Source organism: Paenibacillus sp. GCM10027628 (genome assembly GCF_042676385.1).
In the GTDB taxonomy this organism is placed as follows: domain Bacteria; phylum Bacillota; class Bacilli; order Paenibacillales; family NBRC-103111; genus Paenibacillus_E.
Genome location: NZ_JBHTHA010000028.1, coordinates 49,868 through 62,941, shown reverse-complemented (window position 1 = coordinate 62,941; position 13,074 = coordinate 49,868). Strand labels below are relative to the sequence as shown.

Genomic DNA, 13,074 nt, shown 5'->3' with positions numbered 1-13,074 from the left:
AGTAAGTCTTAAGTTATTACGTTAACGGAAACGTTTGTTATTTTCATACAGCATTAATGAATCTAGCCTATAATAAATACTAACCCCTTTAAAATATAAATCTTAGACTCGCCGTCCGTTGTTGTGGGTCTCTTTTTGCTGTTGACTGAACTAACTGGCAGTATAGTTTGGTTATTACCATCATTTATCTTCATTATTATGGTAAAATACCGGTATAATTGACATCACCCCAACTTCACTAACAATCTGAACTAATCGGAGGATGAATAATGTCATACGGAATTGTAGCTTATCAAGAAAAAGATCATGATAGATTAGTGGATATTTGGTATATGGCTGTAGTTCATACCCATACATTTCTGACGGAAAAGGATATTCAATTTTATCATGACATGGTAAAAAATGGGGCACTAAAAGAAGTAGAGATTTGGGTGGAATTTAATGAAAAAGCAGAACCGACAGGGTTTATCGGGCTTAACGGAACCAAGATAGAGATGCTGTTCGTAGACCCCCAATACCACGGAAAGGGTATAGGTAGCAGATTAATCAATCACGCTATAAAAATAAAAGGAAGTAATCTTCAAGTTGATGTTAATGAGCAAAATGATGGAGCGTACGCATTTTACAAACGGCTTGGATTTGTTCAGGCTGGACGATCAGAACTAGACGGCTCAGGTCGACCATTTCCTCTACTTCATCTGGAGGTAAATAGTTAAGATAACGGAGACTATAGTTTAAACATGACAAGGCTGCCAGCTCGATTGGCAGCCTTGTTGCACTAACGGGCAGATTTCTTTAACAATAGTCAATACCAATACGATAAAATAGGTAATATATGGATTATATTCGTAAATATTTGAAGGACTTAGAAAAAAGATCGTGGAGGTGAGCAATTATCTTGGAGCATGTGACACACTACTTTTTACGAGGAAAATTGCCGTTTCAGAGCCTGTCTGCATTGTCTGAACCCGAAGCTTTAAAAATAATGGCGAATCTCTGCGATGACTCCCCTATGCTTTCCAGATTTAAATCGCCAGTTAAGTACATGGAAGATAGAAGAGAAACGGAGAAATGGTTGAGAGATACGTTTATTGAAAAGGGTGGTCAACCAGAGGCTGCATATCCCTTCTACGCAGTGTTAGGAACTTCTTATTGGATCGAAAAACATTCAGCAGATTATGGCACTGAAATTGATAGAATTAGTATACCTATCTCAATTTTTGATGAGCATGATATTACTTTTACATATCCAGATAGTATGGTATCTTACACGACTTGGAAATATAAATCTACCCCTCATTATCAAGCTGAATATCATGGTCATGTTTTTAAACACTCTGAAGTCAAAACAAGGTTAATAAATAATATCAAGGAGCTGTTTGGGGAGAGGTGGACTTTTTCAGAAGAGGTACTACCTTATATTGAAGCACAGAAATGGAACCATAAGAAAGTTTTAACCTTTGTAGGGAATTAATTTAAACTAACTGAGAACGATAAACGGAGAACGAAAGCTCCATGACGAACAGGTTGCCGGCATGCCGGCAACCTGCAGAATTGAGGAACAATTAAAAGTTAACAAGCCAGATAAGCACCTTATTTTTAAGGAAAGTATTATTTTCACGAAGCAAGTTTGGTATCTAAGGCCAGATCGCTCAATAGTGGTCCGGTCTTTTTTGCGTATAATGGGGTTGCACGCCCCGCTACTATTACTGTGTTCCGGAATATGCCTGCAGCTTAGATGTGGGAGCTTGATCAAAAGATAAACAAAAACTTTTGATGGCTCAATAAATGTTGGTGAACATCCTAATTGGCCTTCTCCTGATTAACCATAACTGTCCCCGGCACTTTCGTATTTAACCACCGAACTCCTGGTTTCCGTATGTACTTTGAAAAGACGTAGGACCAAGGCATAGCAATTGGAATAACTATCCCAAAGGTGCAGGCAAAAACATTCGCCGTGGTTGAATCGTCCATATGGCCGGATAACCACAGTGGTGATCTGGGAAAATAAAGATCGTTAGTGGAAAATAAAGTTCGTTAGTCGATTTTACAACAGTAAACATGATGAAATTAGCCCATACAATAAGGTGTTCCTAACAGTCTTCGATTAAGATATAAAAATGGTTGTTGGCACTTTGGACACGATGATATTAGATATGTATGGTGAGTAGGGCAAACTAGAACAAATTTATATTGGTGAGTTCTATGAACGTAAGATTCACCGAACTTCTCATAATCTTCTAAAAGACATTGGGGACAATATCGAACTTGATTTGAAATCATATGCTTGAGGTGATCGCTACCAATTACAATCTTTCCTTTTGTCATACCAATATCTTCAATAATGTTGTGATATTCATTATCTGTATAAAATGGTTTCATTAAAGGTAAATAAGAATGTTCATTGACTAATCTATCTAAAGAATAAGAGTGTTTACCTGGTATATTATTTAATAAAGTCAATAAGTTCTTAGGAAGAATAAATCTATTCCTCACCGTTTTAACATTGAATAACTTACTCATGATTTCCATCATATATGGGTTACTTGATAACTTGAAATACCGGTAGATAATACTTCCAAAATCCTCATCTGGATAGGCATTCGGGAAAAAATTAAGCAACTGACATCTACCTCCATTCTAAATAAATTAGATCTCTTTCTATTTTTTGTTTTGTGAATCTATAAAACTATTAATTTCCAAAATCAAGTAAAAATATACTTTGGATCTTGAGGCAACGTAATGGACTTCCCGAACTCAACACCGCGGTAGTCTTGCGAGCCACATGCTAACACCTACAGGAATGTTAACGGTGAACGATATTGCGGCGTTGGAATCAATCCATCGCTAGTTGTCATTTCGGTGACATCGCTCAACTAACTGGCAGGAATCTTTCAAACACCGTGGAAATATTTGTAATGGTGCTTACCGTTCAGTTAAGGAGATGCAACTAATCATGAAACTGTACATTGTCCGCCACTGTAAAGCTATGAGTCAGTCTCCAGAAGCAGAATTAACCGAAGAGGGACTCAAACAAGCAGAAACACTTGCTGACTTTCTTGTTGTTAGAGAAATTGAAACAATAATAAGTAGCCCCTTCGTGCGGACTATCCGATCAATCCAACCATTGGCCCAACGACTAAATTTAGAAATAAAGATCGATGACCGGCTGGCTGAAAGAGTTTTAAGTAGTGAGAACCTTCCCGATTGGATGGATCATTTGCGTATTAGTTTTAATGATTTGGATAGATGTCTTCCGGGCGGTGAATCTAGTCGCGAAGCCGCGAACAGAATCGTTTCTGTCATAGATGAGTTACTTACTACTGATTTTAAAAAAATCGCTGTAGTTACTCACGGCAATCTTATGTCATTACTTCTGAGATATTATGATCATCAATTTGGATATGAACAATGGAAGAGTCTGTCAAACCCGGATGTGTACTGTTTCTCAGAATTTCATAAAACACCACAAATTGAAAGAGTTTGGGACCGATGAAAAAAAATTATTGAGATCTTAAATAAATTCACTGAGTTAGCGATCTTTCTGGAGAAGATCAATAATAATCTAAAGGTGGGAGTTTAATGAAATGGCCATTTGAGGATCCCGCAAATGTAGCTGTATTTACAACAAAACAGATAATTGAAAAGCAGAAACCAATTTTATTTGTTACCCATGATGAAGAAGATGGTGCATGGCAGTCTCACGAGGGGGATTTAACCTCCAATGAAGATGCCCGTATTGCATCGTTACTTCAAATTGTAACACTGGATCCATCAATAATGGATTTAGCAGATCTGCCTTTCGGATGGGAAGTATCGAGAAACAGTAAGGAGTCGTAGCAAAAAGCTTCGTTAGGGGCATTTTTTTAAGGTAAATTACGCAAACAGAAAATAGTTGAGGGGCTTGCTTTTCGCGGAAGCTCCTTTTTTTTTATTAAAGTAACGGGCAGGTTTGCAGGGGGAGGATGTATTTGAGAACAGATTGTTTGAGGGCTATTCCTGGTTATGAGCTACTATAGGCGATACTCCTTTGTTTGTTTCAAATGGTAAAAGTAGTAAAGACATGATCTTGCAAGTACAAAAACGCACTGTCGAAGACAATGCGTTTTTGTACTTTGTATTCAAATTTAATGTTATTGTAGCTGCTCATTGAAGCTGACCCATCAATCCTTCATTTCTGCTAAGTCGAGCTGGCGAACCCGCGCTTGATCGGCAATCATGTCGATCTCGGTAATCTTGCTATCTACAATTTTGAGTTCGAGTACGAAAAGCATTTGACCGCGAGGAGCAACGACCACACCTACAGATCCGTTCAAGAGCACCGGCCGTGCACCCTGGGCGCGACCAGCGAAGCCCTTGGCCACAGCTTCCGCACCGTGAACAACTGGCCATGCTGCGACCGGAGGAAATGCAGGGTCTTGTCGGAGTACAACATTGGGGTCTAATACTGCAAGAAGCTTCTCAAAATCTCCAGAACGCGACGCAGCTAGGAAAGCATCTACAAGCTCCCGTTTTCGCTTGAACTCCTCCGAATCCGCAGTCGCTTTCGCTCCCTGAACTCGGCGGCGTGCACGGCTCGCAAGTTGTCTGGCGGCAACCTCGTTACGCCCTATAATCGGGGCGATCTCCGAGAAAGATAAGGCGAAAATATCGTGCAATACGAATGAGATGCGTTCGGCGGGGTTCAAATTTCCAAGGACCATCAGCATCGCAAGACCAACAGAGTCGGCCAACAATGTTTCGTGCTCAGGATTGCTCTCGTCCTGAAGGCTATTAACCGGTTCAGGTACATTCACCAGCGTAAGCTCCTCACGTCGTGATTTACGAGTTCGCAGCATATCCAGACACACCCTTGAGACTATCGTTGTCAGCCATCCCCCCATATTCTCGACCACTCTAGTATCGGTGCGGCTAAGACGAATCCACGACTCCTGTACAGCATCATCCGCTTCGTTTAAAGATCCGAGCATCCGGTAAGCCACCGTTTGCAGGTGAATTCGATGCGCCTCGAATTGTTCCACAAGCCAATCATGATCGTTCATACATCTGCATTTTACTTATCCTAAAAAAATTTTCACCGTATCCGTCACGTTTCCTCGCCGACTTACGACATAGTAAGTGACAAGGGAAACCGGATCATACGAAGAATACCGAGGGTGTCCCGGAAAGAACATTTAAACTAAGGAGTTGATTATTGTGAGTACTGGTTTGATCCCTTTTCTTGAAATGAATGGAAGTGCCCAGGAAGCAATAGATTTTTACGTGAAGGCACTGGATGCCAAGGTCGCCTATATGCTGCGATTCGGTGATATGCCGGAAGATCCCAAAGCTTCACTGCCTCCGGATAAGAAGGACTGGGTTAATTACGCCATCTTGAAAATCGGCGATTCGGAACTACAGATTACCGATCATATCACCGGGAGCACCTACGAGAAGGGAACACAAATCACCATCGTTGTTCAAACCAACGATAAAGATAGTGCTACCAAATATTTTGAAGCATTGAAGCAAGATGGTCAAGTGAACGATCCGCTTCAAGCAAGTTTCTTCAGCCCCGCTTACGGCAATGTTACGGATAAATTCGGCATCACGTTCCGAATCCTTACAAAAGGTCGTCAGTAATCAATTAGGTGAGAATGGGTGGGCAGTTCGAAAAGATGTTGGCAGAATGGTAATACGAAATTTAAGGTACTTATAATAAAGGGAGGAAATCCAAATGACTGTATTTTCCGTCGTTCTTCAAAGTTTGCTAGTCTTATACTATGCCTTTTCAGGAGGCGCCAAGATCGCAGGGGCCAAATACTGGGCTGATATTTTCAAGAATCTTGGACTATCGCAATGGTTTCGTGTCGTCACAGGTATCGTCCAGTTATTCGGAGCAGCATTACTCATCATTGGCTACTGGTATGTAGGGGCGGTCGCATGGGCTGGCATTTGGCTTGGAGTCACTATGTTATTGGCGTGTCTCGCGCATTTCAGGGTCAAAGATCCAATCAGCAAAACGGCACCGGCCATCGTTTTTACTGCGTTAATCATCATTCTAACCATCATTAATGCAGATGGTCTGATGCTTCCTTTATCTTAAGAATGCATTATCTCTATTGTTTCCGACGACTGGTTTTGTCGGCGGATGGGCCAAAGCACGCCGCCGGCCAAATAATTTGTTGAAGTAACGAAAAACGAGTGTGTAATAAAGAACAACTACGACGAGGCTGCCAGCATGATATGGCAGCCTCGTTAAGCGATTGGGCAGAATGGTTTTAATTATTTGTTACCCTGATTATCACCTGTGAGATGCTATAATTACAATATTATATTATCCGAGGGGCGCCGATGACTTACGGTCGCTTAGGCGACGCAGAGATGCGCGTCTGTGATGTGAAACGGACGATGGAGATCATATCTCAAATGCTGAGGGCAACCAAGATTCACGAACTACTGACCGAGAATACGTTAATGAACGGGGGGACGGAACCATGACTGCTTATGAGAAACCGAGCTTGGTCATGAGTGAAATCGAGAAAGTGTTGCGGAATCATTTCGTACGCGGTGCGGCCGAGATTACGCCACTGGCCGGCGGCAACTTGAGCAGCGTGTTTTCCTTCGTCCATGAAGGAAAAAGTTATGTCGTGAAATTCAGCGATCTGGAAGGCGCGTACAAGACAGAACGCTATGTCTCTGACTTGCTGTCGCGTCAAGGCATGACTTTTCCGAAATGTTTGGCGCTGGGGAAAACCGGACGGTTGACCTACATCATCATGGAACGGATGGACGGACGCAATCTAGCCGATTACACGGCAGAGGAACAGGCCCGTCAATTGCCGGAACTAGTCGGCATCTTGACGAAGCTGGCTGCTGTGGACGTCGGGGCAACGAACGGGTACGGGTGGATCGGGCCTGAGGGCAACGGAAATTACGCGTCTTGGAAGGAATTCGTCGTTGCCTGCAATGCGGAGGATCAGACGGGGACGTTCTGGGAGAACTGGCACGACCTCTATCGAACGACTTGCTTGGAGAGAGATGTATTCGAAGAAATCTATAACCGTTTGATGGCCTACGTACCGTATAACGGACCGCATAGGGGCTTTATTCACGGGGATTTTCACCAGTGGAATATTTTGTCGGACGGCACGCGGATTACCGGCATCATTGACGGCAATTGCCTATACGGCGATTCCCTCGTGGACCTTGCGATTCTCGATCGGCATATGCCGTGGAACGGCGTCATTCAGGCATATCAAGACTTTCAAGCGAATGTCGGCATCACGATTCCGAATTTCAAGGAACGGCTAATCGGCGCCTATTATTTCAAGGGACTCGACGGACTTCGATTCTATGCGAAGATGGGATGGATAGACGCCTATCAATACACGCGGCATTTTCTTCTGAACCTGGATGCTTGAGCGACAGGGCGCAAGCGGCAGCCAACCGGGACACTTGCGGTATAAGCAAGGTAAACGACGATAGCGCGGCGATGGAACGGATCCATCGCCTGTTTTAATTATTCTGAACCTCGTTCAACAAACGGGCAGCATTCCTATTATGAGGAAATATGAGGTTTGAGAAACAAAAAGACTCCTTGGTATGATGTTTGTGGGTCTCCCAAAGCTGGCCAGCGACCGGATCCAAAAACAAACCAAGGAGAATACAAAATGAATTCTACTCAAAATGAACGTATTAATCAAATTACTTCTTCTACCTTAATTGTCGGTGTAGACATCGCTAAATTCAAACACGTGGCTCGAGCACAAGACTACCGCGGAGTCGAGCTCGGGAAGCCCATGACCTTTGAAAATAATCGAGACGGTTTTGAGTTATTCGTTAGTTGGTTCCAAAAGATTATGGCAGAGCAAGGATTCCAGGACGCCATCGTTGGCATGGAGCCGACCGGTCACTACTGGCTGAACCTCGCTCATTTCCTAAATAAAAAGCAAGTAAAATACGGTGTGGTGAATCCACTGCACGTAAAGAAAAGCAAAGAGCTCGACGACAATTCGCCGACGAAGAATGACATCAAGGACGCGAAAGTCATTGCACAGCTGGTCAAAGACGGAAGATACGCCATACCAACGCTCCCTCAAGGCATCTATGCCGAACTACGGGAAGCGATGAAAATTCGCGATCATCTGACGACTGACCTGTGTGTCGTGCAAGCATGGTCCATACTGGTTAGATCGGTATTTTCCAGAGTTTCTAACGGTCTTTAAGGATTGGGAATGCAAGACCGCCATTCAAATGCTCAGCCTCTATTTATTGCCGCATGAGCTGGTTTCTGTACCCGACGAGACGTTGTTGCAGCATCTGAGAGAAGCTGCGAAGCGAGGGCTTGGTATAGGTCGAATCAAGAATCTAAAGGCAGCAGCCAGCTGTTCTGTCGGTATTCAACAAGGCTCTGAACTAGCTAAAATGGAGCTGAAGATATTGCTGACTCAGTACGAATGGCTTCATAACAAACTCGAAGAATTGGAAGCAAAATTAGATGAGTTGCTCATGCAAATCCCACATGTACAGCAAGTGTTGGCCATGAAAGGGATTGGCAGGGACACCATCGCAGGCTTTCTTGCTGAGGTAGGAAACATTAGTCAGTACCGGCATCCCAAGCAGATCATGAAGCTCGCTGGATTGAATTTAAAAACAATTTCATCAGGCACACATACCGGACAGACCAGGATAACCAAGAGAGGCCGGAAACGACTTCGTGCCTTACTCTTTCGAGTGATGATGCCGCTGGTTGCTAAAAATACAGCCTTCCGAGCGTTACACGAGTATTACACCAAGCGGCCGAAAAACCCATTAAAGAAGATGCAATCCCTCATTGCGTTGTGTAACAAACTCATTCGCATCCTATTCGGCATATTGAAAAAGGGACATGAGTTTAGGGAAGAGAAGATGATGCAGGATATCCCTCAATGTGCAGAATTGCCACAGGCAGCTTAACAGCACTTTTCCAATGATCATGACCCAGCAAAAGGCTAGATAACAAGAAGCACGGATGAGTCGGAACGGCGTTAACATACGGACGAAGAGATCCTGTCGGGCAGCATATCTGACCTCCACCTCATGGACAGGTTGAATGAAGGAATGTGGGAGCGTAGACTCTGTGAGATGTGGGAGGGTTGACCGCCATGAGCTCATGTGGAGATCCAAAGGTGCAACCATACTTTACCACAGTATCCACTTTTTACAGAAGGTGGTTTGGGGGGAGACTGTTTTGTGCTTCAATTGCCCCATAAATTTCTTCTTCTTCAACTTCGTTCCACTGAAATGATATCTGCCAAGAAGTAAACTTGGGTCAAAACCTAAGAAAACGTGAGCTTTTAAGAGAAAAGCGATTCTTCATAGAGGGAGTATAACGCAATAACAGGGGTTGTCTTAAAAGGAAAGTCCATCCTTGTTATATAATAAAGATAAGAATTGCAATTACTTCAATGAGCGGGAATGATTTATGGCGGACGAACTCTTATTTTCTAATTATGGAGTAGAGATATTTAAACGTGATGAAAAATTTTTCATCCGCTATAACGCACGTGGAATAGTTGTTCAAATGCGGGAAGATGAAGTCACCGAAGAGGAAGCCATGAAAGCTCAGACCTGGGAGTAGATAGATGAATAATGTTATTGCCTAAGTCAAGCTCGTTGACAGTTTTGAGGGGGAACGTGAGATAGGGGAGAATTAAGGCTCTTTTTCGCGTTTATCGTGTACGTGACTCACCGATCGCGATATAGGTGGGGGCTGTTCCAGCGGGTGGAGCAGGCCCTTTTTTCGTCATGGCAGGCAGAATTTTATCGAGCATCTCCCCCGCAGATTTCTAGCTAGTTTTTTCCTCCCCCCTTAAATACCGCCTCCCCCGCGAATGGTATCAAAGATAATAGCTGATCAAACAACACGGAGGGTACAGTAATGAAAAAATGGACAAAGTTGGGGATCGGCCTCTTGTGCGCAACCTTGGTTACGTTCGGAGTACGCTCGATTTCGGGCGTTTCGAATGCCGACGAAGCGTCGCAGACTGTGACCGGAACGGTGAAAACGATCGACGCAGCCCATGGCCAAGTAACGGTTTCGACAGACGAAGGCGCTGAAAAAACAGTGCCGCTAACGAAGACGGTATGGGTATTCCTGGATGACCACAAAGCGCAAATGAGCGATCTCGGAACGGGGTTTAAGGTCGAGCTGATCCTGAACGGAAAGAAGCAGGTCGCTTACATAAAAGCTATCTCGATTACAGTGACGGATAAATCGGGCAGCGCCCAGGCACCGGCGTCAGCACCGGCCGCAGCAGCTGCGGACGCAACACCTGTAACACCGGCCGCCGGCACGAGCCCAACTACATCTTCAGCTCCGGTGCAAACCATTGCACCAACGGCATCGGCGGATGCCGCTGCACCTTGGAAAACGCTACATATCAAGATCGATGGCAACGGCTTTACCATGGATATCCAAGATAAAGGCGATCACAATAACGGCATGTCGATGATCAAAATGAAGCCGAAAGGCCGCGACAGGCTATTCCTCAAAGGCGATGACGCGGAGCATTGGATCCGTACGCTGCTCGCCGGCATCGATCTGAAGGCGCCGAATGTACAGCAGCAAATCAGCGCGGCGTTCACAAATTGGTTTGAGCTGAACGGCACCACGCTGAACGTCAACATCGAGGTTGAAGCGAAGCCTGCGGCTTCCGCGGTAGCTACCTCAAGCGCCCCGGCTGCAGCTTCGGGTACTCCTACAGCACCTGCAAGCACTCCAGAGGCACCTTCGATTACGCCGGAAGCCCCTACAAGTACCTCGGCCTCACCTTCGACTGCCTCAGTCGCTGCCGCTGCAACTGTGAATGCGCAAATCACAATCAGCCAAAATAACAATAACGACGACGATGAAAATCACGACGACATCGAGGACAAACAAGAGCACGACAAGCAAAGGAAGGACGACCACAAGAAAGTCGAATTAAAGATCAAAGAGAAAGAGCATCAGGACAACGGCAAGCACAAGGGCAAGGGAGGCAAAGACGACTAAAACTTTCAGTATAGACCGGCGGATACAGTGAATAACTGTGCCACGGTCTTTTTTCTGCGTCTACCCGCATTATCTGAACAACAGTAGACAATGATGACTGAACTCCCATGAAAATTAAATCCGCGAAAAACCTCAAAAAGACAATATTAAAGTAGACCTAGCCGAATGATTTTAAAAAAGGATGAGCCTAAGATGGGTTGTGAAATTAATGTACCAAAGATTCTTTCAAGGCTGAAAATAAAATGAGGCTGGTGCAGCAACCAGAGTAGGATTAATCTCCCATGAGTGCTTCCCAAAACGGAGCGACAATCTGTGATTCACCGTGATCGTATTGATTTCAGCTTCTTTTTTTTGTTCTCTGAAAATTAAGTCTTACATGTTATTAATCGTATTTATGGGAATTACAACCATTAGTGACTCAAAATATGAATGATAGGCGAATAGACTATACATATAAGGGGGGAACGTCCATAGATAACATCGGAAACCGCTATATGCTCGATCAACCGCTTAAGCGGATGACGAACGGGCTGTTGTTAAGAGGGATGGATCTGACCAGCAAACGTGATGTTCTTCTATATACATTTCAAGAGACCGACGAATCAGCGCATCAGGAAGCTTTGCGTTGGCTGAGAAAAGCGTCCCAGATGTCCGACGAGCATTTCATGCACATTCTGGACGCCGGTTCGGAAGACGGAACATTGTTCGCCGTTCTTCAGGCGGTAACTGGAAGTCCTATGTCCGATCGGCTGAGAGATTTGGAAATAACGGGACACAAGGCACTCACGTATGTGCACGAACTGTCCAAGGGCATTCGAGAAAATCGCCGCAAACGGCTGTTGGAATGTTCCGTTGACGCGGAAAATCTGTGGATTGAAGATAACGGCCGGTTGCGGATCATGAACTTTTGGTCAGAAGGGAAGAACGGACGACGCGGTGTACCGGGGCTGGCTCTGCTTCTGTACCAGTTGGGTGCCAAAACGGATATTCCTACATCCTCTATTAGTGCCTACTCATTCGAGCTGAACCGGTTGTTTGCGGATTTGTCGGATGTTACTCGGGAACGTGCCATAGCTTTGGCCTGCAAGGCGTATGAAGGGATATGCACGCTTGCCGATTTTCAGCAGGAGCTGGAAGTACTGCTCGATTTCGGCGGCGAGAGGAAGGAGCCACTTCTTACATCGGCTTTACCAGAAGCCTACGATATAATGGCGTCCAGAGGACGGGAGCGGAAAGCAGCTATACGTGAGTCACATGCGTTTGTAGAACCTAAAACCGGGGAGAGAAAGGCCGAGGACCGAACGGCAGATGGGCGTAAGCCCGGGAAGCCTCAGGCGCGCATCAGTGCGGCTTCTGACCGCAAAATGGCTGAACTAAGCGAGCTGTTCCGCAAATCGTTCCAGCTGCGCAAATGGCATCTGTTTGCTTCCGTCGGCTTCTGTGTGCTCGTTCTGCTGCTCTGGCTATCACTTCGTCCGCACTCGGACCATGTGAATGGTTCTAAACCGCAGATAATTCCGACGCCCGAATCCACAGCGGTATCGGTGTATCGTACCGAACCGTCGAAGCCTTCCGCGTCGGCATCCGCGATGCCAGCTCGAACGGAAGCACCGACGGCTAAACCTCTAGACGCCGAAGTTCAGCCGGCAGACGATGGCGCGGTACAAGCCAAGGCGGGCGTTGTCCCGGATTTGGTCGCTCATACAAGGGAGGATGCCGAGAAGATGGCAATTGCCTCCGGGCTTCGATACCAGTTTTTACTGGAATCGAATGCCGCCGATAAAGGGGTCGTATTCAAGCAAGACCTCACTCCCGGAACTGCCGCCAAAAATGGCGACCGCATCACGTTCTGGGTGAGCAAAGGGAAGTAAATCGGCGACAAGAAACTGATTGGGTACCATTTGATGATATCTTATCAGTAGAATTGGTGGGATGGTTCTTTTGCTAGAACAATACTAAAGAAAGGAATGCTGGCAACTCAGCATGCCTCTTTCCTCCGAGAAGTGATTCTCCATAGAGGGAGTATAGTAGAATTAGTAACAAAAACATGTATAATGGTG

At 45.1% G+C, this 13,074-nt stretch carries 13 protein-coding genes and 1 pseudogene; 12 read left to right on the top strand and 2 right to left on the bottom strand.

Features of this window, described 5'->3' with window-relative positions:
- Nucleotides 1-269: 269 nt before the first annotated feature.
- On the top strand, nucleotides 270-716 hold the full coding sequence (locus ACFQZT_RS20045; RefSeq protein ID WP_379302617.1) for an acetyltransferase: 447 nt from the start codon (nucleotides 270-272) through the stop codon (nucleotides 714-716).
- Nucleotides 717-907: 191 nt separating this feature from the next.
- Nucleotides 908-1,474 carry a hypothetical protein gene (locus ACFQZT_RS20040; RefSeq protein ID WP_379302619.1) on the top strand — a complete coding sequence of 189 codons (567 nt, stop codon included), beginning with the start codon at nucleotides 908-910 and terminating at the stop codon, nucleotides 1,472-1,474.
- Between the two features lie 596 nt (nucleotides 1,475-2,070).
- On the opposite strand, the gene ACFQZT_RS20035 is transcribed toward ACFQZT_RS20040, so the two are convergent.
- Nucleotides 2,071-2,622, bottom strand: coding sequence for a TniQ family protein (locus ACFQZT_RS20035; protein WP_379302616.1), 552 nt, complete (start codon nucleotides 2,620-2,622; stop codon nucleotides 2,071-2,073).
- Between the two features lie 334 nt (nucleotides 2,623-2,956).
- On the opposite strand from ACFQZT_RS20035, the gene ACFQZT_RS20030 reads away from it, so the two are divergent.
- Both ACFQZT_RS20030 and ACFQZT_RS20025 read left to right on the top strand, forming a co-directional pair.
- The gene (locus tag ACFQZT_RS20030) at nucleotides 2,957-3,496 is read left to right on the top strand and encodes a histidine phosphatase family protein (protein WP_379302615.1); all 540 of its coding nucleotides are present in this window, start codon (nucleotides 2,957-2,959) and stop codon (nucleotides 3,494-3,496) included.
- An 86-nt stretch (nucleotides 3,497-3,582) separates the two neighbouring features.
- Nucleotides 3,583-3,840, top strand: coding sequence for a hypothetical protein (locus ACFQZT_RS20025; RefSeq protein WP_379302614.1), 258 nt, complete (start codon nucleotides 3,583-3,585; stop codon nucleotides 3,838-3,840).
- Between the two features lie 323 nt (nucleotides 3,841-4,163).
- Here ACFQZT_RS20025 and ACFQZT_RS20020 read toward each other — a convergent pair whose 3' ends face one another.
- Complete coding sequence (locus tag ACFQZT_RS20020) at nucleotides 4,164-5,042, bottom strand: sigma-70 family RNA polymerase sigma factor (RefSeq protein ID WP_379302613.1); 879 nt, start codon at nucleotides 5,040-5,042, stop codon at nucleotides 4,164-4,166.
- 154 nt (nucleotides 5,043-5,196) lie between these two features.
- Here ACFQZT_RS20020 and ACFQZT_RS20015 point away from each other — a divergent pair, with 154 nt between their 5' ends.
- The 8 genes and pseudogenes from ACFQZT_RS20015 (at nucleotide 5,197) to ACFQZT_RS19980 (ending at nucleotide 12,885) form a co-directional block, all read left to right on the top strand.
- Nucleotides 5,197-5,622 (top strand): VOC family protein, encoded by a 426-nt coding sequence (locus ACFQZT_RS20015; RefSeq protein WP_379302612.1) that lies wholly within the window; start codon nucleotides 5,197-5,199, stop codon nucleotides 5,620-5,622.
- A 94-nt stretch (nucleotides 5,623-5,716) separates the two neighbouring features.
- Complete coding sequence (locus ACFQZT_RS20010) at nucleotides 5,717-6,085, top strand: DoxX family protein (protein WP_379302611.1); 369 nt, start codon at nucleotides 5,717-5,719, stop codon at nucleotides 6,083-6,085.
- A gap of 248 nt (nucleotides 6,086-6,333) precedes the next feature.
- Nucleotides 6,334-6,480 carry a hypothetical protein gene (locus tag ACFQZT_RS20005; RefSeq protein WP_379302610.1) on the top strand — a complete coding sequence of 49 codons (147 nt, stop codon included), beginning with the start codon at nucleotides 6,334-6,336 and terminating at the stop codon, nucleotides 6,478-6,480.
- Nucleotides 6,477-7,403 carry a phosphotransferase family protein gene (locus tag ACFQZT_RS20000; protein WP_379302609.1) on the top strand — a complete coding sequence of 309 codons (927 nt, stop codon included), beginning with the start codon at nucleotides 6,477-6,479 and terminating at the stop codon, nucleotides 7,401-7,403. Before ACFQZT_RS20005 ends, ACFQZT_RS20000 begins: the two co-directional genes overlap by 4 nt.
- A 249-nt stretch (nucleotides 7,404-7,652) precedes the next feature.
- Nucleotides 7,653-8,937, top strand: a pseudogene (locus ACFQZT_RS19995) (IS110 family RNA-guided transposase).
- Nucleotides 8,938-9,445: 508 nt separating this feature from the next.
- Nucleotides 9,446-9,601, top strand: a complete 156-nt coding sequence (locus tag ACFQZT_RS19990) for a hypothetical protein (protein WP_379302608.1) — start codon at nucleotides 9,446-9,448, stop codon at nucleotides 9,599-9,601.
- A 300-nt stretch (nucleotides 9,602-9,901) separates the two neighbouring features.
- Nucleotides 9,902-11,014 (top strand): hypothetical protein, encoded by a 1,113-nt coding sequence (locus ACFQZT_RS19985; RefSeq protein ID WP_379302607.1) that lies wholly within the window; start codon nucleotides 9,902-9,904, stop codon nucleotides 11,012-11,014.
- A gap of 494 nt (nucleotides 11,015-11,508) precedes the next feature.
- The gene (locus ACFQZT_RS19980) at nucleotides 11,509-12,885 is read left to right on the top strand and encodes a PASTA domain-containing protein (RefSeq protein WP_379302606.1); all 1,377 of its coding nucleotides are present in this window, start codon (nucleotides 11,509-11,511) and stop codon (nucleotides 12,883-12,885) included.
- The last annotated feature ends 189 nt before the right edge of the window (nucleotides 12,886-13,074 follow it).